The 22,584-nt window shown below is 67.2% G+C and carries 17 protein-coding genes; 12 read left to right on the top strand and 5 right to left on the bottom strand.

Annotated features, from left to right (window positions below):
• Positions 1-49: 49 nt before the first annotated feature.
• From ISP17_RS07080 to ISP17_RS07065, 4 genes are all read left to right on the top strand, one after another.
• A complete protein-coding gene (locus tag ISP17_RS07080; RefSeq protein ID WP_449757869.1) occupies positions 50-2,581 on the top strand; it encodes a glycoside hydrolase family 3 N-terminal domain-containing protein in 2,532 nt (843 codons plus the stop codon).
• 269 nt (positions 2,582-2,850) lie between these two features.
• Positions 2,851-4,050: an aminotransferase class I/II-fold pyridoxal phosphate-dependent enzyme gene (locus ISP17_RS07075; protein ID WP_404631515.1), complete on the top strand. Its 1,200-nt coding sequence runs from the start codon at positions 2,851-2,853 to the stop codon at positions 4,048-4,050.
• 119 nt (positions 4,051-4,169) lie between these two features.
• Complete coding sequence (locus ISP17_RS07070) at positions 4,170-5,156, top strand: malate dehydrogenase (RefSeq protein ID WP_404631513.1); 987 nt, start codon at positions 4,170-4,172, stop codon at positions 5,154-5,156.
• Positions 5,157-5,353: 197 nt separating this feature from the next.
• On the top strand, positions 5,354-5,578 hold the full coding sequence (locus tag ISP17_RS07065) for a TonB-dependent receptor (protein WP_404631511.1): 225 nt from the start codon (positions 5,354-5,356) through the stop codon (positions 5,576-5,578).
• A gap of 114 nt (positions 5,579-5,692) precedes the next feature.
• Here ISP17_RS07065 and ISP17_RS07060 read toward each other — a convergent pair whose 3' ends face one another.
• Positions 5,693-6,721: a MerR family transcriptional regulator gene (locus ISP17_RS07060; RefSeq protein WP_404631509.1), complete on the bottom strand. Its 1,029-nt coding sequence runs from the start codon at positions 6,719-6,721 to the stop codon at positions 5,693-5,695.
• Between the two features lie 156 nt (positions 6,722-6,877).
• On the opposite strand from ISP17_RS07060, the gene prpE reads away from it, so the two are divergent.
• A complete protein-coding gene (gene prpE, locus ISP17_RS07055; RefSeq protein ID WP_404631507.1) occupies positions 6,878-8,773 on the top strand; it encodes a propionate--CoA ligase in 1,896 nt (631 codons plus the stop codon).
• A 125-nt stretch (positions 8,774-8,898) separates the two neighbouring features.
• Here the strand turns inward: prpE and ahpF are convergent, their stop codons facing one another.
• The 3 genes from ahpF to ISP17_RS07040 form a co-directional block, all read right to left on the bottom strand.
• Positions 8,899-10,488 (bottom strand): alkyl hydroperoxide reductase subunit F, encoded by a 1,590-nt coding sequence (ahpF, locus tag ISP17_RS07050; protein ID WP_404631505.1) that lies wholly within the window; start codon positions 10,486-10,488, stop codon positions 8,899-8,901.
• Positions 10,489-10,630: 142 nt separating this feature from the next.
• Positions 10,631-11,194: an alkyl hydroperoxide reductase subunit C gene (gene ahpC / locus ISP17_RS07045; RefSeq protein ID WP_404631503.1), complete on the bottom strand. Its 564-nt coding sequence runs from the start codon at positions 11,192-11,194 to the stop codon at positions 10,631-10,633.
• A gap of 127 nt (positions 11,195-11,321) precedes the next feature.
• The gene (locus tag ISP17_RS07040; RefSeq protein ID WP_404631501.1) at positions 11,322-12,578 is read right to left on the bottom strand and encodes a citrate synthase family protein; all 1,257 of its coding nucleotides are present in this window, start codon (positions 12,576-12,578) and stop codon (positions 11,322-11,324) included.
• 88 nt (positions 12,579-12,666) lie between these two features.
• Here ISP17_RS07040 and prpB point away from each other — a divergent pair, with 88 nt between their 5' ends.
• The 3 genes from prpB (at position 12,667) to ISP17_RS07025 (ending at position 15,412) form a co-directional block, all read left to right on the top strand.
• Positions 12,667-13,551 carry a methylisocitrate lyase gene (gene prpB, locus ISP17_RS07035; protein WP_404631499.1) on the top strand — a complete coding sequence of 295 codons (885 nt, stop codon included), beginning with the start codon at positions 12,667-12,669 and terminating at the stop codon, positions 13,549-13,551.
• 147 nt (positions 13,552-13,698) lie between these two features.
• Entirely contained in the window at positions 13,699-14,844 is a 1,146-nt protein-coding gene (gene prpC / locus ISP17_RS07030; RefSeq protein ID WP_404631497.1) for a bifunctional 2-methylcitrate synthase/citrate synthase, read from the top strand.
• A gap of 40 nt (positions 14,845-14,884) precedes the next feature.
• A complete protein-coding gene (locus ISP17_RS07025) occupies positions 14,885-15,412 on the top strand; it encodes a potassium channel family protein (protein ID WP_404631495.1) in 528 nt (175 codons plus the stop codon).
• Here the strand turns inward: ISP17_RS07025 and ISP17_RS07020 are convergent, their stop codons facing one another.
• Complete coding sequence (locus ISP17_RS07020; RefSeq protein WP_404631493.1) at positions 15,413-16,096, bottom strand: TerC family protein; 684 nt, start codon at positions 16,094-16,096, stop codon at positions 15,413-15,415.
• 400 nt (positions 16,097-16,496) lie between these two features.
• Between ISP17_RS07020 and acnD the strand changes: the two genes are divergently transcribed.
• From acnD to ISP17_RS07000, 4 genes are all read left to right on the top strand, one after another.
• A complete protein-coding gene (gene acnD, locus ISP17_RS07015; protein ID WP_404632659.1) occupies positions 16,497-19,091 on the top strand; it encodes a Fe/S-dependent 2-methylisocitrate dehydratase AcnD in 2,595 nt (864 codons plus the stop codon).
• A gap of 56 nt (positions 19,092-19,147) precedes the next feature.
• Positions 19,148-19,534, top strand: a complete 387-nt coding sequence (locus ISP17_RS07010; protein WP_404631491.1) for an endonuclease domain-containing protein — start codon at positions 19,148-19,150, stop codon at positions 19,532-19,534.
• A gap of 17 nt (positions 19,535-19,551) precedes the next feature.
• Positions 19,552-20,736 carry a 2-methylaconitate cis-trans isomerase PrpF gene (gene prpF, locus ISP17_RS07005; protein WP_404631489.1) on the top strand — a complete coding sequence of 395 codons (1,185 nt, stop codon included), beginning with the start codon at positions 19,552-19,554 and terminating at the stop codon, positions 20,734-20,736.
• Between the two features lie 134 nt (positions 20,737-20,870).
• The gene (locus tag ISP17_RS07000; RefSeq protein ID WP_404631487.1) at positions 20,871-22,322 is read left to right on the top strand and encodes a bifunctional 2-methylcitrate dehydratase/aconitate hydratase; all 1,452 of its coding nucleotides are present in this window, start codon (positions 20,871-20,873) and stop codon (positions 22,320-22,322) included.
• Positions 22,323-22,584: the final 262 nt, after the last annotated feature.

Here is a 22,584-nt window from a genome sequence, read left to right as displayed (position 1 = left end):
GCGAAGCCTCGCTTCGCCCGCCGGCTGACGATCCATCCAAGGGGGTTCCGTGCGTCTTGCTGCCCGTATCCACGCTGCGTTCCGGCTCGTGCCGGCGATGGCGCTGCTCACCGTCGCCGGCGCCGCGATGGCCGCCACACCCGATACCACCGTGCATCCGCAGACCTGGCCCAAGGTGGCGCCGGCGCTGAAGCCCGATGCCGCGCTGGAGGCGCGCGTCGCCAAGCTGCTCGCCGGCATGTCGGTGGAGGACAAGGTGGGCCAGCTGATCCAGGCCGACATCACCGCGATCACTCCGGACGACCTGAAGACCTACCACCTCGGCTCGGTGCTGGCCGGTGGCAACAGCGGTCCCAACGGCAACGAGTTCTCCACTGCCGCGCAGTGGCGGGACCTGGTCGACCAGTTCCACGCCGCGGCGCTGGCGCCGTCGGCCGATGGCCGCACGCCGATCCCGCTGATCTTCGGCGTGGACGCGGTGCACGGCCACAACAACGTGCCCGGTGCCACGCTGTTTCCGCACAACTCGGGCCTGGGCGCGATGCGCGATCCGGCGCTGATGCGCCAGATCGGCGCGGCCACCGCGGCCGAAGTGCGCGCCACCCACATCGATTGGACCTTCGCGCCCACGCTGGCCGTGCCGCAGGACGATCGCTGGGGCCGCACCTACGAGGGCTACTCGCAGGATCCCAAGGTGGTGGCGGCCTACGGCAAGGCGATGGTGGAAGGCCTGCAGGGCCAGGCCGGCAGCGCGGAGTTCCTGCGCGACGGCCACGCCATTGCCACCGCCAAGCATTTCCTCGGCGACGGCGGCACTTTCGAGGGCCGCGACCAGGGCGACACGCGCGTGAGCGAGGCGACCCTGCGCGACGTGCACGGCGCCGGCTACGTGGCCGCGCTGGGCGCGGGCGTGCAGACGGTGATGGCCTCGTTCTCCAGCTGGAACGGCGTGAAGATGCACGGCAACCACGCGCTGCTCACCGACGTGCTGAAGGGGCGCATGGGCTTCGACGGCTTCATCGTCGGCGACTGGCAGGCGCACGGCCAGCTCGAGGGCTGCAGCAACGACAGCTGCGCCAAGGCGATCAACGCCGGGCTGGACATGTTCATGGCGCCGGACAGCTGGAAGCCGCTGTACGCCAACACGCTGGCGCAGGTGAAGTCCGGCGAGATCCCGATGGCGCGGCTCGACGACGCGGTGACCCGCATCCTGCGCGTGAAGCTGCGCGCCGGGCTGCTCGATCATCCCGCCGCCACTGGCGCGCCGGATCTCTCGGTGATCGGCTCGCCCGCGCATCGCGACATCGCCCGCCGCGCCGTGCGCGAGTCGCTGGTGCTGCTGAAGAACCGCGGCGGCGTGCTGCCGATCGATCCGCACCGCAACGTGCTGGTGGCCGGCGACGGCGCGGACAACATCTCCAAGCAGTCCGGCGGCTGGACGATCACCTGGCAGGGCACCGGCGTGCCGGCATCCGCCTTCCCCGGCGCGACCTCGATCTACGCCGGCATCGCGAGCCAGGTGAAGGCCGCCGGCGGCACCGCCACGCTCTCGCCGGACGGTAGTTTCACCACGAAGCCCGACGTGGCGGTGGTGGTGTTCGGCGAAGATCCCTACGCCGAGTTCCAGGGCGACCTGAAGAACTTCGCCTACAAGAACGGCAGCGACACGGACCTCAAGCTGCTGCGCAAGCTCAAGGCCCAGCACATCCCGGTGGTGTCGGTGTTCCTCGCCGGTCGGCCGCTGTGGGTGAATCGCGAGATCAACGCTTCCGACGCGTTCGTGATGGCCTGGTTGCCGGGTTCCGAAGGCGAGGGCGTGGCCGACGTGCTGCTGAGCAAGCCCGACGCCAGTATCCAGTACGACTTCCACGGCAAACTCTCCTACGCGTGGCCGCGCACCGCGGTGCAGGTGGCGCAGACGGCGGGCGCGAAGGCGCAGTATCCGTTCGGTTTCGGCCTCACCTACGCCGACCACGACCGCGCCGGCCCGCTGCCGGAAGTGTCGGGTCTGAGCGGCAACCAGGACCCCACCGGCGTCTACCTGCAGCGCGGCAAGCCGATGCAGCAGATGCACCTGACGCTGGCCGACAGCGGCGACGCCAGCGGCGTGGAAGCCGTCAGCGCACCGGCGCACAGCGCCAAGGGCCAGGTGGCGATGACCGCGGTGGACTACCGCGCGCAGGAAGACGCGCGCCGCCTGAGCTTCACCGGCGCCGGAGGCGAGGTGGCGTTGCGCTCGGACAAGCCGATCGAACTCAACCGCGAGACCAACGGCGACGTGATGCTGGTGATGACGCTGCGCGCCGAGCAGATCCCGGCCAGCGGCGACGTGGCGCTGGGCGTCGATTGCGTCAACGGCTGCCGCGCCCGCGTGCCGCTGCGTGCAGCGCTGGCCAAATTGCCGGCCAACCGCTGGACCACGCTGGCCCTGCCGCTGAAGTGCTTCCGCGCCGCCGGCGCCGAGATGGCCGCGCTGAAGGCGCCGTTCGTGCTGGACAGCCGCGTGCCGATGCAGCTCTCGCTGTCGCAGGTGGAGCTCAACAGCCACGCCGACACCGTGCTGCCGTGCCCGGCACCGTGAAGCCCGTCGTCCACGCCACGGCGTGACCGCTTGCGGGAGCGTCCCCTGCGGATCGCTCCCCTCCCCGAAACCGCCGGCGGTTTGCCGGCGGTTTTTTTATGCGCGCGGAGCGTGTGTTTGCCTATCTGGCGCGTGGCCGGCGATGCCGCCCCTTGCGGCATCCGGCGCACCATGCGCCCTCGGCTGGTGCCATGGGCCGGGCCGGCGGCTGCGGACAGGCGCGTGTTAAACTTCGCCGGTTTGATAACTGCCCAGTCCCCGAGGACGCCATGCCCCAGCTCGCCCAGCGCGTCGGTCGCGCCAAGCCCAGCGCGATCATGCTGATCGCCGAAAAAGCCAAGCAGCTCAAGGCCGCCGGCCGCGACGTGATCAGCTTCTCCATCGGCGTGCCGAACTTCCTCCCGGGCGAACACGTGTACGCCGCGGCGCGCGAATCGCTGAGCCACGATTCGGGCCAGTACGGCAGCAACCGCGGCGCCGAGGTGCTGCTGGATGCCTTCCTGAAGCACATCGAGGCGCTGGGCCTGACCGGCTACGGCCGCATGAATCTCTCCATCGGCATCGGCGCCAAGCAGGTGCTGTACAACCTGGCCGAGGCGATGCTCGACGAGGGCGACGAGATCTGCTTCGCCGCGCCGTTCTGGACCACCTACCGCGACATCGCCGACATCGTCGGCGCCAAGGCGAACATCCTGCACTGCGGCCCCGAGCAGAACTACAAGCTTGTTCCCGCGCAGTTGGAAGAAGCACTGAAGCGCGAGCCCAGGGTGTTCCTGTTCAACAACCCGTCCAACCCCACCGGCATGGTCTACACGCGCGAGGAAATCGCCGCGCTGGCCGACGTGCTGGTGAAGTATCCGGACACCTGGATCATCACCGACGATATCTACAACTCGATGGTGTTCGACGGCCTCGGGTACCACAACTTCGTGCACGCGCGGCCGGAGCTGAAGGACCGCCTGGTGTTCGTCGACTCGCTGTCCAAGACCTACGGCATGCCGGGTTGGCGCGTGGGTTTCATCGCCGGCCCCGAGGCGGTGGCCAAGGCGGTCACCACGCTCAACTCCAACCACATCACCAGCATCCCGGAAGTGATCACCGCCGCCGCGGTGGCCGCGCTCACCGGGCCGCAGGACGTGCCCGTGGCGAAGTGCGCCGAGTTCGCCGCCAAGCGTGACACGGTGATGGCCGCGTTGAATGCGATCCCCGGCGTGGTCTGCCCGCGGCCGCAGGGCGCGTTCTATGCGTTCCCGGATATCTCGGTCGCGTTCGGCAAGCGCCACGGCGAGATAGCCATCACCGACGACGTGAGCTTCTGCGCCGCGCTGCTGGAAGCCAAGGGCGTGGCCTGCGTGCCGGGCTCGGCCTTTGGCGAGCCGCGCGCCATGCGCATCTCCTACACCTGTCCGACGGCCCAGCTGCAGCCGGGCCTCGATCGCATCGCCGAGTTCTTCGCCGAACTCACCTGACCACAAGCCCCGTGTAGGAGCGGCTTCAGCCGCGATGCTCTTGCTGCAGTCGTCTGAAAAGCATCGCAGCTGAAGCCGCTCCTACAAACGCCTCACCTTCCCACCAAGGAGCCAACCCCATGAAAGCCCCCGTTCGAGTTGCCGTCACCGGCGCCGCCGGCCAGATCGGTTACGCACTGCTGTTTCGCATCGCCGCGGGCGACATGCTCGGCCCGGATCAGCCGGTGATCCTGCACATGCTGGAAATCACTCCGGCGCTGCCGACGCTGCAGGGCGTGGTGATGGAGCTCAACGACTGCGCCTTCCCGCTGCTGGCTGGCACCGTCGCCACCGACGATGTCAACGTCGCCTTCAAGGACGTCGACTACGCCCTGCTGGTCGGCGCGCGTCCGCGCGGCCCGGGCATGGAGCGCAAGGATCTGCTGGAGGCCAACGGCGCCATTTTCGGCCCGCAGGGCAAGGCGCTGAACGATCACGCCAAGCGCGACGTGCGCGTGCTGGTGGTGGGCAACCCGGCCAACACCAATGCGCTGATCGCCCAGCAGAACGCCCCGGACCTGGATCCGAACTGCTTCACCGCGATGGTGCGCCTGGACCACAACCGCGCGTTGAGCCAGCTGGCCGAGAAGACCGGCAAGCACAACACCGACATCAAGCAGATGACCATCTGGGGCAACCACAGCTCCACCCAGTACCCGGACCTGCACCACGCCACCGTGGACGGCAAGCCGGCGCTGAGCCTGGTCGAGCAGAGCTGGTACGAGAGCGACTTCATCCCGACCGTGCAGCAGCGCGGCGCGGCGATCATCAAGGCCCGCGGCGCCTCGTCCGCCGCCTCGGCCGCCTCGGCCGCGATCGACCACATGCGCTCGTGGGCGCTGGGCACCGCCGAGGGTGACTGGGTCTCGATGGGCATCCCGTCGGACGGCTCCTACGGCATCGCTCCGGGCGTGATCTACGGCTATCCGGTGACGATCAAGAACGGCAAGTACGCGATCGTGCAGGGCCTGGAAATCAACGATTTCTCGCGCGCCCGCATGGATGCCACCGACAAGGAGCTGCGCGAGGAGCGCGCCGGCGTCGAGCATCTGTTCGCCAAGAAGTAAGCCGCTTCGTTTCGGCTTGAGGGAAGGGCGGCTTCGGCCGCCCTTTCTTTTTGTCCGGTCGTCGCGTGCATGCACGACATGACCTCACCTCATCCCAGCGTCGATCGGGCTGCTGCACCCACCTCACCACCTTTTCACACTCATTGCCGCTGCCGCAGGACTATGCTGCGGTTTCCTTCGCGCCATCGAGAACCGCCATGACCGCCGTGTCCGGCAAGACCAGCAATGCGGTGTCGTATGAGGGGAACTACGAGCTGGGGACGCGCGGGCGCGTGATCTGGACGGCGACGTTCCGCAAGGGCGGTGAATTCTGCGGCATGCGCAACGGGCAGCTCGAGCAGATGCAGGAGCTGGCCCCGGCCGACCTCGACGCCGCGGTGAAGGCCGCAATCGATCAGCGCTGGACGGGCGAGGGCGGCTGAGCTGCGGGGGCGCATGCGATGCGGACGAAACTGCGCGCGCGTGCCATGGACGGTCCGGGATGCGGGCGGCGGTCTTCGCGGAAAAAGGGCGGCCTGGCGGGCCGCCCTTCAGTTTCAGTGGCTGGCTCGGGCCAGGCTCGCCATGGCCTCGCGCACGTACGCCAGCAGCGCATCATCCACCGCGCTGCCGCTGCGCAAATCCGGTTCCCTGGCATACGCCTCGCGGATTTTTGCGTGTGTGGCCGGATTATCTCCGGCGTACTCGCGGAACAGGCTCATCCAGCGCTGTGCCAGCGCCTGCACCTGCGCGTCATCGGCGGGCAATCCGTCGGCGCGCGCTGCGCGCAGTTCGGCGATGAGCTCGGGCCAGGCGTAGAGCTGCCGACCGTAGTGGGCGCGCATTCGCACCATCTCGTCTTCGTCCAGGTAGCGGGCGAAGATCGCCAGGCGCGCGCGGACCATCGACTGTTCGACTAAGCGCTCCAGCGCCGGCGTGATACCGCTGCGTTCGCGCAGTCCCGGCTCGGCCTCATTCATCGCGTGCAGCCGCATCAGGAAGGCGGGGTTGTCGCCGGTGCCGCGTTCGACCATCTCCATCCAGCGCAACGCGAGGATCTGCGCGTCGGCGTCATCCGGCGTGGCTCCGCGGTCCATCGCCGCCTGCACGGCAGTGACCAGGGCGCTCCACTCGGGGAGCACGTCGGGGTCGGTGTGCAGTGGCAGCGTCTTCAATTCGTCGGGGGTGAAATACTTTTCGTACATCGTCATCAGCTCCAGCGTGTCCAGCCAGTCGGCCAGGTCGGGGGACTGTCCGGTTGCCAGCTGCGTGCGCAGGTGCAGCAGTCGCTCGCGCAGGCGGGCCGCTTCGGCCAGGTCGCGATCGAGCTGCGCGATCTGGCGATCGACCACGTCGACCAGCGGTCGCTGCGGCCCGGACAGGGCTTGCCCGATGTCGGCCAGCGACAGGCCCAGCTGACGCAGGGCCTGGATGCGATGCAGGCGCTCGATGTCCTCGCGCGCATACAGGCGGTAACCGGCACCGGACCGCGAAGAAGGAACCAGCAAGCCGATCGCGTCGTAGTGGTGCAGGGTGCGCACGGTCAGCCCGCAGCGCCTGGCCAGTTCTCCCACCGTCAGCAGCATCGTCGTCACTCCGTCCGTCTCGCGTGGCCCGCACGCTAAGGGCTCACGTTACGTGAGGGTCAAGCCGTTTGGCCAACGGCATGTCGACCTTTGTCGCGATGCCCGGCAACCGCTGGCTGGAATAGGCTTGGTCGAGTTGTGGAAGGAGTGGGGCACATGGGCTACGACGAGTTCTACCGGCAGTCGATCGAGGAGCCGGAGCGGTTCTGGGGCGAGCAGGCGCGGCTGATCCACTGGGAGACGCCGCCGCGGAAGATCCTTGATGCCTCGAAGCTGCCGTTCCGCCAGTGGTTCGTCGGTGGCACCACCAACCTCTGCTACAACGCGGTGGACCGGCACCTGGCCGAGCGCGGCGAGCAGTTGGCGCTGGTGGCGATTTCCACCGAGACCGGCGTCACCGAGGAGATCACCTATCGCGTGCTGTACCGCGAGGTGAACCGCTTCGCCGGCATCCTCAAGGGGCTGGGCGTGGACCGCGGCGATCGCGTGGTGATCTACATGCCCAACATGGCCGAGGCGGTGTACGCGATGCTGGCATGCGCGCGCATCGGTGCGATCCACTCGGTGGTGTTCGGTGGTTTTGCCGCGCACAACCTGGCGCTACGCATCGACGACGCCGAGCCGAAGCTGCTGATCTGCGCCGACGCCGGCATGCGTGGCGGCAAGGTGATTCCGTACAAGCCGCTGGTGGATGCGGCGATGGCCGAGGCGAAGGCGCCGCCGCCGCACGTGTTGATCGTCAGCCGCGGGCTGGACCCGGACCTGCATCGCGTCGAAGGTCGCGACGTGGACTACGCCCGCCTGCGTGCCGAGCACATGAACGACGAAGTGCCGGTGGAGTGGCTGGAGTCGAACGAGCCCAGCTACCTGCTCTACACCTCCGGCACTACCGGCAAGCCCAAGGGCATCCAGCGCGACGTGGGCGGTTACGCGGTGGCGATGGCGCTGTCGATCCGCACGGTGTTCGACATCGCGCCGGGGCAGGTGATGTTCTCGACCTCCGACGTGGGCTGGGCGGTGGGGCACTCGTACAACGTCTACGGACCGCTGATCGGTGGTGCCACCTCGCTGTTGTACGAAGGGCTGCCGACGCGGCCCGATCCCGGCATCTGGTGGCGACTGTGCGAGAAGTACCGCGTGCGCACCATGTTCTCCTCGCCCACCGGGATCCGCGTGCTGAAGAAGCAGGACGCCTCGTGGTTGAAGAAGGCGGATCTTTCCAGCCTGAAGTGGCTGTTCCTCGCCGGCGAGCCGTTGGACGAGCCCACCGCGCAGTGGATCACCGAGGGCCTGGGCGTGCCGGTGATCGACAACTACTGGCAGACCGAAACCGGCTGGCCGGCGATCACCCTGATGCCCGGGCTGGAGCTGAAACCGGTGAAGTGGGGCTCGCCCGGCCTGCCCGCACCCGGCTACCGGATGAAGGTCATCAACGAGGCCACCGGCGAGGAAGCCGCGGCGGGCGAGAAGGGCGTGCTGGTGTTCGTACCGCCGCTGCCGCCGGGCTGCCTCACCACCGTGTGGCGTGACGACGACCGCTACGTCAACAGCTACTTCAGCCACTTCAAGGAGCTGCTGTACAGCTCGCTGGACTGGGCGATCCGCGACGCGGACGGCTATACCAACATCCTCGGTCGTACCGACGACGTGATCAATGTGGCCGGGCATCGGCTCGGTACGCGCGAGATCGAGGAGTCCGTCGCCACCCACGCCTCCGTGGCCGAAGCGGCGGTGATCGGCATGAAGGACGAGCTCAAGGGCCAGGTGCCGGTGGTGTTCGCCACGCTCAAGCAGGGTGTGACCGCGGCCCCGGAGGACGTGGCGCGCGGCATGCAGCAGGCGGTGACCGACCAGCTCGGCCCGATCGCCCGGCCTGCGCGCATCTACGTGGTGAATGCCTTGCCGAAGACGCGCTCAGGCAAGCTGCTGCGCCGCTCGTTGCAGGCATTGGTGCAGCACACCGATCCGGGCGACCTGTCCACGCTGGACGATCCCAATTCGCTCGACGAGGTGCGCAAGGCGCTGGAGCGAGGGCCGGATCTGGGGAGTTGATGTGCTCCCCCCTCCCGTCGGGAGAGGGGCCGGGGGGTGAGGGTTCGGCTTGGCCGATCGGTTCGCCTTGGGCGGACCCTCACCCCAATCCCTCTCCCAGTGGGAGAGGGGCTAAAGCGGAGAGGTCAGGCCGCCACGGTTTGCTGCTTTGCTTGCACCGGCAGTCGCATCAGGTGGTCGAAAGCGCTCAGCGCAGCAGTGGAGCCGGCGCCCATCGCTATGACGATCTGCTTGTACGGCACCGTGGTGGCGTCGCCGGCGGCGAACACGCCGGGCACCGAGGTCTCGCCGCGGTCGTTGATGACGATCTCGCCGCGGGCCGACAGCTCCACCGTGCCCTTCAGCCACTCGGTGTTCGGCAGCAGGCCGATCTGCACGAAGATGCCCTCCAGGTCGACCGTGTGCGTGTTGCCACTGACGCGGTCCTTGTAGACCAGACCGTTGACCTTCTGGGCGTCGCCGAGCACCTCGGTAGTCTGCGCGTTCACCAGGATCGCCACGTTCGGCAGGCTGCGCAGCTTGCGCTGCAGGACTTCGTCGGCACGCAGCTGGCTGTCGAACTCGATCAGCGTGACGTGGCTGACGATGCCGGCCAGGTCGATTGCCGCCTCTACGCCGGAGTTGCCGCCACCGATCACCGCCACGCGCTTGCCCTTGAACAGCGGGCCGTCGCAGTGCGGGCAGTAGGCCACGCCCTTGTTGCGATATTCGTCCTCGCCCGGCACGTTCATCTGCCGCCAGCGCGCGCCGGTGGAGAGGATCACGGTCTTGGACTTCAGCGTCGCGCCGTTCTCCAGCTGCACTTCCACCAGGCCGCCGGTGGCGTCGCTGGCGGGAACGAGCTTGGTCGCGCGCTGCAGGTTCATCACGTCGACCTCGTGCTCGCGTACGTTCTGCTCCAGCGCGGCGGCGAGCTTGGGGCCCTCGGTGTGCGGCACCGAGATCAGGTTCTCGATGCCCATGGTGTCCAGCACCTGGCCGCCGAAGCGCTCGGCCGCCACGCCGGTGCGGATGCCCTTGCGCGCGCTGTAGATCGCCGCGGCCGCGCCAGCCGGGCCGCCGCCGACGATCAGCACGTCGAAGGCCTCCTTGGTCTTCAGCTTCTCGGCGTCACGCCTGGCGGCACCGGTGTCGAGCCTGGCGACGATCTGTTCCAGGCTCATGCGGCCCTGGTCGAACACCTCACCGTTGAGATAGACGGTGGGCACCGACATCACCTGGCGCGCCTCGACTTCGTCCTGGAACAGGGCGCCGTCGATGGCGACGTGCCGGATCTTGGGGTTCAGCACGCTCATCAGGTTGAGCGCCTGAACCACGTCCGGGCAGTTCTGGCAGGACTGCGAGAAATAGGTCTCGAAGACGAACTCGCCGTCGAGGTTCTGCACCTGCTCGATCACGTCCTGCGTGGCCTTGGACGGATGGCCGCCGACCTGCAGCAGGGCGAGCACGAGCGAGGTGAATTCGTGGCCCATCGGGATGCCGGCAAAGCGCACGCCGATGTTCGTGCCTGCGCGGTTGATCGCGAAGGAGGGCTTGCGGGCATCGTCGTCGCGGCGCACCAGGGTGATCTTGTCCGAGAGCGCCGTGATTTCTTCCAGCAGCTCGTGCAGCTCGGCGGACTTGGCACCGCCGTCGAGCGACTCGACGATCTCGATCGGCTGCGTGACCTTCTCGAGGTAGGCCTTCAACTGGGCGGAGAGATTGGCGTCCAACATGGCGGTTTCCCTGGTGATGGGGTGAGTCTGGCGAGCGCCCGGAAAGATCCCGGGCGTCGCGAGCGTTCGATGGGAGAACGAAGGGTCCGGGAGAGTCGCGGACCGGGCGCGCGCATCGGGGCGATGCGCGCGCGGGGCGGCATCAGATCTTGCCGACCAGGTCCAGCGACGGAGCGAGGGTCTTGTCGCCTTCCTTCCACTTGGCCGGGCACACCTCGTTCGGGTGGGCGGCGACGTACTGGGCAGCCTTGAGCTTGCGCAGGGTCTCGGTGACGTCGCGGGCGATCGCGTTGTCGTGGATTTCCAGCGTCTTGATCACGCCTTCCGGATTGATGATGAAGGTGCCGCGCAGGGCCAGGCCTTCCTCTTCGATGTGCACGTCGAACGCGCGGGTCAGCTGGTGGGTCGGGTCGCCGACCAGGGCGAACTTGGCCTTGCCCACCGCCGGCGAGGTCTCGTGCCACACCTTGTGCGAGAAGTGCGTGTCGGTGGTGACGATGTACACCTCGGCACCGGCCTTCTGGAACTCGGCGTAATGGTCGGCGGCGTCCTCGACCTCGGTCGGGCAATTAAAGGTGAAAGCGGCCGGCATGAAGATCACGACGGACCACTTGCCCTTCATGGAAGCGTCGCTCACTTCGATGAATTTGCCGTTCTGGTAGGCCTGCGCCTTGAAGGGCTTGATGGCGGTGTTGATCAGGGACATGGCTCTCTTCCTGTAGCTGGGTTGAAGGGATGGGTGTAAGCGTTGGTGCACAACGATACGGTGATGATGGCGATTAATCTAATTGATTGTCGACATGATGATGATTGATTAGATCTATCAAGTTCCGTCAGCTGTCTCGCACCGGCTGGATCCCCGCGTACGTGGCGCGGGGCCGGATCAACCCGCCGCTGGCCCGCTGTTCCAGCGCATGCGCCAGCCAGCCGGCCATGCGTCCTGCGGCGAACAGCGCCAGCCCGGCGTCGGGTGACCAGCCATAGATGGAGACGATCGCCGCCAAGGCAAAGTCCAGGCTGGGACGGCGCCCGCACTGGTTCTCCACCGCGCCGGCCAGTTGCTGGATGCGGCGCACGGCGGCGCGCCGCGGATGCAGCGCGTAGAGCTGGTCCAGCAACAGGGCGGCGCGCGGATCGCCGTCGGGGTACAGCGGGTGGCCAAAACCGGCCAGCCCCTCGCCGCGACGCAGGTAGTCGCGCACCAGCTCGTCGGGCTGACGCTGGCGCAGGCTCTGCTGGATCAGGGCGTGGGCGCGGGCCGTGGCGCCGCCGTGCTGCGGGCCGGACAGCGCCGCCAGACCGGCGCTGACCGCCGCATGCAGGCTGGCGCCGGTGGACGCCGCCACGCGCGTGGCGAAGGCCGAGGCGTTGAGTTCGTGGTCGGCGCACAGCACCAGCGCGCTGCACACCAGGGCGGGCAGCTCGCGGGTACCGGGTGACCAGCGCTCGGCGATGGCGGCGTGGATCGGTGCCCGGTTCACCGGGCCGCCGCTCAGCAGGGCGGCGCTTTCGCGCAGCAGCTGCGCCGCGCTGATCCGCCCCTGCCCGGCATGATCGGCCTGCGAATTGGGCGCCGTCAGCGCCAGCAGGGGCAGGGCGGCGGCGGTGCGCTCCAGTGGCGGAATGTCCCCTTGCCGCAGCAGGGCGGCCACCGCGCCGGGCCACGCGCGCCTTGGCCTGTCTGTGAATGGATCGGCGGCCTGCGCGTCCCACAGCAGGCGCGCGGTGTCCTCCAGCGTCGCGCCGGACTGCGCCAGCGCCAGCGCGGACTGCCCGCGGTAGTAGTGGCCGTGCGGGCGGATCAGCGAGATTCGTGTCTCCATCACCGGCAGGCCCCAGGTCAGGCTGTGCGCCGCACCCTGCGCCGCGCCGCGGCCGGCCTGGCGCCGATCGATCAAGGCGGCCACGTCGTCGGCGCGATATTCGCGGCTGCGCCCGTCCGCGCCGGGGCGCGAGCCGATCTTGCCGCGGCTCACGTAGGCGTACAGCGTGGCAACGCTGACACCGAGCCGGGCGGCGGCAGCGGTGGCGGAGAGATAGTCGGTGGCCATGCCAACATATTGATCGATTCGATCAAGATTGATCAACATGTTTGACGGTCACTAGAGTGTCGGCCATCGCGGTCGTGCCGGTTCGACAGGTGCCATCGCCTACAATCTGAGGTTTAGGAGAACCCGCATGACCGCCAACGCATCCGCCGGCGCACGCTTTCGCGCCGCCCTGTCCGAGGAGACCCCGCTGCAGGTGATGGGCGCGATCACCGCCTATGCCGGCCTGATGGCCAAGCGGGTGGGTTACAAGGCGCTGTACCTGTCCGGCGGCGGCGTGGCGGCGAACTCGCTGGGCATGCCGGATCTCGGCATCAGCACCATGGAAGACGTGCTCACCGACGCGCGCCGCATCGTCGACGCCACCGGCATGCCGCTGATGGTGGATATCGACACCGGCTGGGGCGGTGCCTTCAACATCGCGCGCACCATCCGCTCGTTCATCAACGTGGGCGTCGCCGCCGTGCACATCGAGGACCAGGTGGGGCAGAAGCGCTGCGGCCATCGTCCGGGCAAGGAAGTGGTGTCGAAGGAAGAGATGGTCGACCGCGTGAAGGCCGCCGTGGACGCACGCACCGATGCCGGCTTCGTGATCATGGCGCGCACCGACGCGGCGGCGGCCGAAGGCATCGACGCGGCGATCGAGCGCGCCTGTGCCTACGTCGAGGCCGGCGCGGACATGATCTTCCCCGAGGCGATGAACACGCTGGACGATTACCGCAAGTTCAAGGCTGCCGTGCAGGTGCCCATCCTGGCCAACCTCACCGAGTTCGGCTCGACCCCGTTCTTCACCACCGACGAACTGCGCGACGCCCATGTGGACATCGCGCTTTATTGCTGCGGCGCCTACCGCGCCATGAACAAGGCGGCGCTGAATTTCTACGAGACGGTGCGCCGCGAGGGCACCCAGAAGAACCTCATCGACACGCTGCAGACGCGCGCCGAGCTGTACGACTTCCTCGGCTATCACGCCTACGAGGACAAGCTCGACGCGCTGTTCGCCAAGAAGGACTGACCCACATCCCAGTAGGAGCCCGCTCGCGGGCGATGTTCTGGCTTTGAATGCGGCATCAGAGCAAAGAGCATCGCCCGCAAGCGGGCTCCTACCCGCATCGACATGCAGGGCCGCATGGCCCGCGACATCCGCACCAGGAGATTCACCATGACCGAGCAAACCCTGCCCAAGCCGAAGAAGTCCGTCGCGCTGTCCGGCGTCGCCGCGGGCAACACCGCGCTGTGCACAGTCGGGCGCAGCGGCAACGACCTGCATTACCGCGGCTACGACATCCACGACCTGGCGGCCAAGGGCTGCTTTGAGGAGGTGGCGCACCTGCTGGTGTACGGCGTGCTGCCGAACTGGACCGAGCTGCAGAACTACAAGGCCCGGCTCAAGCGCCTGCGCGGCCTGCCGGCGCCGGTAAAGGGCGCGCTGGAACTGCTGCCCGCATCCACGCATCCGATGGATGTGCTGCGCACCGGCTGTTCGATGCTCGGTACCGTGCTGCCGGAGAAGGAAGACCACAACCTGGCCGGCGCGCGCGACATCGCCGATCGCCTGATGGCCAGCTTCGGCTCGATGCTGCTGTACTGGTACCACTTCAGCCACAACGGCAAGCGCATCGAGACCGAGACCGACGACGACTCGATCGCCGCGCACTTCCTGCACCTGCTGCACGGCAAGAAGCCGAGCGACCTGCACGCGCACTCGCTGGACAAGTCGCTGGTGCTGTACGCCGAGCACGAGTTCAACGCGTCCACCTTCACCGCGCGCGTGATCGCCGGCACCGGCTCGGACATGTACTCGGCGATCACCGGCGCGATCGGCGCGCTGCGTGGCCCGAAGCATGGCGGCGCCAACGAGGTGGCGATGGAGATCATCGCGCGCTACCGCAGCGCGGCCGAGGCCGAGGCGGACATCCGCGCCCGCGTCGAGCGCAAGGAGATCATCATCGGCTTCGGCCACCCGGTGTACACGGTGTCCGACCCGCGCAACGAGATCATCAAGGAGATCTCGCGCAAGCTCTGCACCGAGGGCGGCAACCCGACGCTGTTCGACGTCTCCGAGCGCATCGAGAAGCTGATGTGGGACGCCAAGAAGATGTTCCCCAACCTCGACTGGTACTCGGCCAGCGCGTATCACATGATGGGCGTACCGACCGCCATGTTCACGCCGCTGTTCGTGATCTCGCGCACCTCCGGTTGGAGCGCGCACGTGATCGAACAGCGCCAGGACGGCAAGATCATCCGTCCCAGCGCGAACTACACCGGTCCGGAAGACCAGACCTACGTGCCGATCGACAAGCGTTGATGAATCGGGGCGCCCGTCGTGAAGGCGGGTGCCGAACCCTGTGAGCCTGCGACTCGCCCTGCATGCGTCATTCCCCAGCTCGCTCGCGCCCCTGTCGGCGGGTGGCGTCTATGGCCATTGGGGCGTCAACCTCACCGTAGTCGTGGTCACCACGCTGGCCGTGGCGATCTGCGTGATCCTGCACTACGAGGTGCTGTCGGCGTTGTCGCGCGGACTGGGCCGGCTCGAACGCACCGATGGCGGCCACCAGCGGCGGCGCGTGCTTTACGGGATCTTCGGCGTGCTGTCGGTGCACGTGGTCGAGATCTGGGTCTTTGGCGGAGTGTTTTTCCTGCTGCAGTGGCTGGGACCGCTGTTCGGCGAAGTCCGCGGCATTGCCCCGGACTCGCTGGTCGACCACGTCTACTTTTCCGCGGTGACTTTCACCACGGTGGGTTTCGGCGACGTGATCCCTGCCGGTCCGGTGCGTTTCCTGGCCGGCACGGAGGCGCTGTGCGGATTCGTGTTGATCACCTGGTCGGCGTCGTTCACTTACCTGGAAATGCACCGCTTCTGGCGGCGTGACTGATCAGCCGGCGGACGCCCTGGCCTGGCGGCGACGTTGCACGAGCCAGCCGCCGCCGCAGATCGCCGCCACCAGCAGTACATCGAGCCCGTACCTTGCCCACGGCCGCGGATCGAACCACGTAGCCACCAGCCCGTCGTGGGCGATCATGCGTGCGGCGGTCCATGCGATGGCGCCTGCGCCCACATAGATGATCACCGGGAAGCGCCCGATCAGCTTCAGGATCAGCGTGCTGCCCCACACTACCAGCGGCACGCTGATCAGCAGGCCCAGCACCACCAGCCCCATGTGGCCCTTCGATGCGCCGGCAATGGCCAGCACGTTGTCCAGCCCCATCAGTGCGTCGGCAACGACGATGGTGCGCAGGGCGGACCAGAACGTGTCGCCGGGGCTGATGTCGGGGTTCTCGTCCTCGTGCTTGAGCAGCTTCCAGGCGATCGGCAGCAACAGCAGGCCGCCGGCCAGCATCAGGCCGGGCAGCTTGAGCAGGTAAACCACCACGCCGGTCAGCAGCACGCGCACGGCGACTGCGCCGAAGGTGCCCCAGAACACGGCCTTCTTCTGCAGGCGGGCGGGCAGGTTGCGTGCGGCCAGCGCGATCACGATCGCGTTGTCGCCGGCCAGCACGAGGTCGAGCAGGACGATGGCGAACAGGCCGGAGAAGAATTCGGGAGTGAGGAAATCCATGCGGTTTGATTCCTGCGCGCGGGACAAATGCAATAACCACGGCCGCACGCAGCCCCGTGGTTACCGCAAAAGTCTCGTTCGCGGCGCAGCCGCTGCAGTGACCGGAGCGGTGTTCCGCTCGTGATGACGACCACTGCACGGACGCCTGATGAGGCGGCGTCCGGAACTACTCCCCTTTGGGATTAGTAGCTGACCATTGTTGATGCCGTCGTGCCTGCCAGTCAAGCCAAAGTCCTTAAGGAGAAGGCTCCTGCCCGCTACAATGGGCGGCGATGCGTGACTCCATCGCTTTCCCCCGCCGTCGCTCTTTCCGCGCGACGAATGGCCGCCCGGTCACGAATGCGGGCCGGGCGCGGGCCTGCGATCTGCCCGGTGCTTACCTCAAGGGTTCCTGATGTCCATGAATACCGTCTATCGCCAGTCTCTTCCCGGCACGTCGCTGGATTTTTTCGATGCGCGTGCCGCCGTGGAGGCGATCCAGCCGGGCGCCTATGACGCGCTGCCCTACGTTTCGCGGGTGCTGGCCGAGAACCTGGTGCGCCGCTGCGATCCGGCGATTCTCGGCGACTCACTGAAGCAGCTCATCGAGCGCAGGCGCGAGCGCGATTTCCCCTGGTTCCCGGCGCGCGTGGTGTGTCACGACATCCTTGGGCAGACGGCGCTGGTGGATCTGGCCGGCCTGCGCGACGCGATCGCCGAGCGCGGCGGTGATCCGGCCAAGGTGAATCCGGTAGTGCCGGTGCAGCTGATCGTCGATCACTCGCTGGCGGTGGAGTGCGGCGGCTTCGATCTGGACGCGTTCAAGAAGAACCGCGCCATCGAGGATCGCCGCAACGAGGACCGCTTCCACTTCATCGAGTGGACCAAGCAGGCATTCGAGAACGTCGACGTGATCCCGCCGGGCAACGGGATCATGCATCAGATCAATCTGGAGAAAATGTCGCCGGTGATCGGTGTGCTCGATGGCGTGGCCTATCCCGACACTTGCGTGGGTACCGACAGCCACACGCCGCATGTGGATGCGCTGGGCGTCATCGCCGTCGGCGTGGGCGGCCTGGAGGCGGAGAGCGTGATGCTTGGTCGCGCTTCGTGGATGCGCCTGCCCGACATCATCGGCGTCGAACTCACCGGCCGTCCGCAGCCGGGCATCACCGCCACCGACATCGTGCTGGCGCTGACCGAATTCCTGCGCGCCGCGAAAGTGGTAGGTGCGTGGCTGGAATTCCGCGGCGAAGGCGCGGCGGCGCTCACGCTGGGCGACCGCGCCACCATCTCCAACATGGCGCCAGAGTACGGCGCCACCGCCGCGATGTTCTTCATCGACCACCAGACCCTCGACTACCTGCGCCTCACCGGCCGCAGCGACGAGCAGGTCAGGCTGGTGGAAACCTACGCCAAAGCCACCGGCCTGTGGGCCGACGCGTTGGCCACCGCGCAGTACGAGCGCACGCTGACGTTCGATCTGTCCTCGGTGGTGCGCAACATGGCCGGCCCGTCCAATCCGCACAAGCGGCTGCCGACGTCCGACCTCGCCGCGCGCGGTATCGCAGGGCAGTGGACGGAGCAGCCGGGCCAGATGCCCGACGGCGCGGTGATCATCGCCGCCATCACCAGTTGCACCAACACCAGCAACCCGCGCAACGTGATTGCCGCCGCGCTGCTGGCGCGCAACGCCAATGCGCGCGGCCTCGTGCGCAAGCCGTGGGTGAAGAGCTCCCTCGCCCCCGGCTCCCGAGCGGTGGAGCTGTACCTGAAGGAAGCGAACCTGCTGTCGGAGCTGGAGCAGCTCGGTTTCGGCATCGTCGCGTTCGCCTGCACCACTTGCAACGGCATGTCCGGCGCGCTCGATCCGGCGATCCAGCAGGAAATCATCGACCGCGACCTTTACGCCACCGCCGTGTTGTCCGGCAACCGCAACTTCGATGGACGCATCCACCCATACGCCAAGCAGGCGTTCCTGGCCTCGCCGCCGCTGGTGGTGGCCTACGCCATCGCCGGCACCATCCGCTTCGACATCGAGAAGGACGTGCTCGGCATCGACACCCACGGCCAGCCGGTGACGCTCAAGGACATCTGGCCCAGTGATGAGGAGATCGACGCGATCGTGTCCTCCAGCGTGAAGCCGGAGCAGTTCCGCAAGGTCTACGACCCGATGTTCGCGCGCACCGGCCGCATTGGCACGCGCGCCGCGCCGCTGTACGACTGGCGTGCGCAGAGCACCTATATCCGTCGTCCGCCTTACTGGGAGGGCGCGCTCGCGGGCGAGCGCTCACTCACCGGGATGCGTGCGCTGGCGGTGCTCGGCGACAACATCACTACCGACCATCTGTCTCCATCCAACGCGATCCTGCCGACCAGCGCAGCCGGCGAGTACCTGGCGAAAATGGGCCTGCCGGAAGAGGACTTCAATTCGTACGCCACCCACCGCGGCGATCACCTGACCGCGCAGCGCGCCACCTTCGCCAACCCCACGCTGGTCAACGAGATGGCGGTGGTCGATGGCGAGGTGAAGAAGGGCTCGCTGGCCCGCGTCGAGCCGGAAGGCAAGGTCATGCGCATGTGGGAGGCGATCGAGACCTACATGGAGCGCAAGCAGCCGCTGATCGTGATCGCCGGCGCCGACTACGGCCAGGGCTCGTCGCGCGACTGGGCGGCGAAGGGCGTGCGCCTGGCGGGCGTGGAGGCGATCGCCGCCGAGGGTTTCGAGCGCATCCACCGCACCAACCTGGTCGGCATGGGTGTGCTGCCGCTGGAGTTCAAGCCCGGCAACAACCGCAAGACGCTGGGGATCGACGGCAGCGAGACCTTCGACGTGGTGGGTGCACGCACGCCGCGCGCCGACCTCACGCTTGTGATCCATCGCAGGGACGGCGAGCGCGTCGAGGTGCCGGTGACTTGCCGCCTGGACACCGCCGAGGAAGTGTCGATTTACGAAGCGGGTGGTGTGCTGCAGCGTTTTGCGCAGGACTTCCTCGAGGCGTCGCAGGCGGCTTGAGCACCTGCTTTAAAGCCCCTCTCCCCTCGCGGGAGAGGGGTTGGGGAGAGGGGCACATGGATCAGCGAACGTTCGCCAAGGTTTTGCGCAAGAACATGACCGACGCAGAGCGACTGCTATGGCGCCATCTCCGCGCACATCGCCTGTGCGATCAGAAATTCCGCCGGCAGCAGCCGATCGGGCCCTATGTCGTGGATTTCGTGCATTTCGGTGCGCGACTGGTAGTCGAGGCCGATGGCGGGCAGCACAACGGCAGTAGCAATGATGCGGAGCGTGACGCATGGCTACAGGGCCAAGGCTTCACGGTATTGCGCTTCTGGAACCACGACATATTGCAGAACATCGAAGCGGTGCTTGAGGTGGTCCTGAACGAAATTGCCAAGGGCGCCCCCTCTCCCCCGGCCCCTCTCCCGCAAGGGGAGAGGGGAGGTGACCGAACTTGATCGCATAGGTAATTCCCATGAGCCATAAACCCCAGATCCGCATTCCTGCCACCTACATGCGCGGCGGCACCAGCAAGGGTGTGTTCTTCCGCCTGCAGGACCTGCCCGAAGCCGCGCGGGTGCCGGGCGCCGCGCGCGATGCGCTGCTGCTGCGGGTGATCGGCAGTCCCGATCCCTACGGCAAGCAGATCGACGGCATGGGCGGCGCCACCTCCAGCACCAGCAAGACGGTGATCGTGTCCAGGAGCAGTCGCGCAGACCACGACGTGGACTACCTGTTCGGCCAGGTCGCCATCGACAAGGCCTTCGTCGACTGGAGCGGCAACTGCGGCAACCTGTCGGCGGCGGTCGGTCCGTTCGCCATCTCGGCGGGCTTGGTCGATGCCGCGCGCGTGCCGCGCAACGGTGTCGCCATCGTGCGTATCTGGCAGGCCAACATCGGCAAGACGATCATCGCCCACGTGCCGATGACCGACGGCGCGGTGCAGGAAACCGGTGAATTCGAGCTGGACGGGGTGACGTTCCCGGCGGCCGAGGTGCAGCTGGAATTCATGGACCCGGCCGCCGAGGAAGAGGGGGCGGGCGGGGCGATGTTTCCCACCGGCAACCTCGTCGACGACCTGGAGGTGCCGGGTGTCGGCACGCTCAAGGCAACGATGATCAACGCCGGCATTCCCACGATCTTCGTCGAGGCCTCCGCGATCGGCTACACCGGCACGGAGCTGCAGGACGCCATCAACAGCGACGAAAAGGCGCTGGCGATGTTCGAAGCCATCCGCGCGCACGGCGCGCTGCGCATGGGCCTGATCCGGTCGATCGAGGAGATCGCCACGCGCCAGCACACGCCCAAGGTGGCCTTCATCGCTCCGCCGGCCGGTTACGTCGCTTCGAGCGGCAAGGCGGTGAAAGCGGGTGACGTCGACCTGCTGGTGCGCGCGATGTCGATGGGCAAGCTGCATCACGCCATGATGGGTACGGCGGCGGTGGCGATCGGCACCGCGGCGGCCATTCCCGGCACGCTGGTGAACCTCGCAGCCGGCGGTGGCGAGCGCCAGTCGGTGCGCTTCGGCCACCCGTCAGGAACGTTGCGGGTGGGCGCCGAAGCGGTATGGGCCGATGGCAAGTGGACGGTCACCAAGGCGATCATGAGTCGAAGCGCGCGCGTGCTGATGGAGGGCTGGGTGCGGGTGCCGGGGGAGTGAGTCCGCACGGTCGGGCGCCGACTCCTTTCCGCTTCGCCGACATTCGCCCGGCTAATCTCGACGAGGATCACCGCAAACCGGGTTGATCCGTCCCGACACTGTGTCGGGCTCCCTGTCGCAAGGAGTCGAGCCTCATGAGCGCACGCGATATCCGTTCCGCCCAGCGTCCGGATCCCGATCAACCGCTGGTCGACATTGCCAACTACGTGGCCGATTACTCGATCGATTCGACCGAGGCGTACGACACGGCGCGCATCATGCTGCTCGACTCGCTGGCCACTGCGATGCTGGCGATGAAGTTTCCCGAGTGTGTCAAGCATCTCGGCCCGCTCGTACCAGGAGCGACGCTGCCGGGCGGTGCGCGCGTGCCGGGCACCAGTCATGAGCTGGACCCAGCGCAGGCGGCGTTTGCGATCGGTACGCAGATCCGCTGGCTGGACTTCAATGACACCTGGCTAGCGGCCGAATGGGGCCACCCGTCGGACAATCTCGGCGCGATCCTTGCCGTGGCCGATTACCTCAGCCGCAAGGCCGAGCGCGAAGGCGGCGAGCCGCTGACCGTGCGCGACGTGCTGACCTGGGCGATCAAGGCGCACGAGATCCAGGGCTGCTACGCGCTGAAGAACAGCTTCAACCGCGTCGGCCAGGACCACGTGATTCTGGTGCGCCTGGCTTCCACCGCGGTAATCACCGCGATGCTCGGCGGCAGCAAAGAGCAGATTACCACCGCCGTATCGCACAGCTGGATCGACAACGGCGCACTGCGCACTTACCGCCACGCGCCGAACACCGGGCCGCGCAAGAGCTGGGCCGCGGGTGATGCCTGCCGACGCGCGGTCATCCATGCGATCAACGCCGTTTACCGCGGCGTGGTCGGCTACCCGTCGGCACTCTCCGCCACGACTTGGGGCTATTACGACGTGGCCTTCCAGGGCAAGGCGTTTGAGTTCGAGCGGCGGTTCGGCAGCTACGTGATGGAGAACGTGCTGTTCAAGATCAGCTTCCCGGCCGAGTTCCACGCGCAGACCGCGGTGGAGTGCGCGATGCAGTTGCATGGCGAGGTCGCTGGCAGGATCGACCAGATCGAAAAGGTGGTGATCGAGACCCAGGAAGCGGGCCGCCGCATCATCGACAAGACCGGCCCGCTGGCCAACTACGCCGACCGCGATCACTGCATCCAGTACATGGTCGCCGTGCCGCTGATCTTCGGTCGCCTCACTGCCGATGACTACAACGATGCTGTGGCCGCCGATCCGCGCATTGACGCATTGCGCGAGAAGATGGTGGTCGGCGAGAACCCGCAGTTCACCCGGGACTACCTCGATCCGGACCGGCGCTATATCGGCAACTCGGTGCAGGTGTTCTTCAGGGACGGCAGCAGCACCGAAAAGGTGTTGATCGATTTCCCAATCGGTCATCGCAGGCGTCGTGCCGAAGGCATCCCGGTGCTGCTGAATAAATTCGAGGCGGCGATGCGCGGCCACCTGCCGGCCAGCAAAGTGAAGCTGATCCTGCAGGCAACGGCCGACCCTGCAGCGCCCGATTCGATGCCTGTTCAGCGTTTCATGGAACTTTTCACATTGTAAAGACAGTGTGAGGCGATAATCCAATTCGTCTTAAGGGCAGGGGCGTCCGTACTCAAAGGCAACCCACGAGGTAGCCATGGCGTCGCTCGGTGCCCAGAGATTTCAATAAAAAAGAAACCACCAAGGAGACACCTGATGAAACGTAAGGGCTTGTATTTTCTGATTGCTTTGGCCCTGGGCGGCGTGGGTGCCGTTCACGCGCAGGACGCGGCCCCGGCGCCGGCGGACAGCGCGCCGAGCATGAGCTCGTCGAGCTACGACG

The organism is Dyella ginsengisoli (genome assembly GCF_044904665.1).
GTDB lineage: Bacteria > Pseudomonadota > Gammaproteobacteria > Xanthomonadales > Rhodanobacteraceae > Dyella_A > Dyella_A ginsengisoli.
This window is presented reverse-complemented; position numbering and strand designations above follow the sequence as displayed.

Excerpts from the sequence above, each read along its gene's own strand:
- ISP17_RS07075 (WP_404631515.1), top strand. The coding sequence starts at position 2,851 with ATGCCCCAGCTCGCCCAGCGCGTCGGTCGCGCCAAGCCCAGCGCGATC.
- ISP17_RS07070 (WP_404631513.1), top strand. The coding sequence starts at position 4,170 with ATGAAAGCCCCCGTTCGAGTTGCCGTCACCGGCGCCGCCGGCCAGATC.
- ISP17_RS07065 (WP_404631511.1), top strand. The coding sequence starts at position 5,354 with ATGACCGCCGTGTCCGGCAAGACCAGCAATGCGGTGTCGTATGAGGGG.
- ISP17_RS07060 (WP_404631509.1), bottom strand. The coding sequence starts at position 6,721 with ATGCTGCTGACGGTGGGAGAACTGGCCAGGCGCTGCGGGCTGACCGTG.
- prpE (WP_404631507.1), top strand. The coding sequence starts at position 6,878 with ATGGGCTACGACGAGTTCTACCGGCAGTCGATCGAGGAGCCGGAGCGG.
- ahpF (WP_404631505.1), bottom strand. The coding sequence starts at position 10,488 with ATGTTGGACGCCAATCTCTCCGCCCAGTTGAAGGCCTACCTCGAGAAG.
- ahpC (WP_404631503.1), bottom strand. The coding sequence starts at position 11,194 with ATGTCCCTGATCAACACCGCCATCAAGCCCTTCAAGGCGCAGGCCTAC.
- ISP17_RS07040 (WP_404631501.1), bottom strand. The coding sequence starts at position 12,578 with ATGTTGATCAATCTTGATCGAATCGATCAATATGTTGGCATGGCCACC.
- prpB (WP_404631499.1), top strand. The coding sequence starts at position 12,667 with ATGACCGCCAACGCATCCGCCGGCGCACGCTTTCGCGCCGCCCTGTCC.
- prpC (WP_404631497.1), top strand. The coding sequence starts at position 13,699 with ATGACCGAGCAAACCCTGCCCAAGCCGAAGAAGTCCGTCGCGCTGTCC.
- ISP17_RS07020 (WP_404631493.1), bottom strand. The coding sequence starts at position 16,096 with ATGGATTTCCTCACTCCCGAATTCTTCTCCGGCCTGTTCGCCATCGTC.
- acnD (WP_404632659.1), top strand. The coding sequence starts at position 16,497 with ATGAATACCGTCTATCGCCAGTCTCTTCCCGGCACGTCGCTGGATTTT.
- ISP17_RS07010 (WP_404631491.1), top strand. The coding sequence starts at position 19,148 with ATGGATCAGCGAACGTTCGCCAAGGTTTTGCGCAAGAACATGACCGAC.
- prpF (WP_404631489.1), top strand. The coding sequence starts at position 19,552 with ATGAGCCATAAACCCCAGATCCGCATTCCTGCCACCTACATGCGCGGC.
- ISP17_RS07000 (WP_404631487.1), top strand. The coding sequence starts at position 20,871 with ATGAGCGCACGCGATATCCGTTCCGCCCAGCGTCCGGATCCCGATCAA.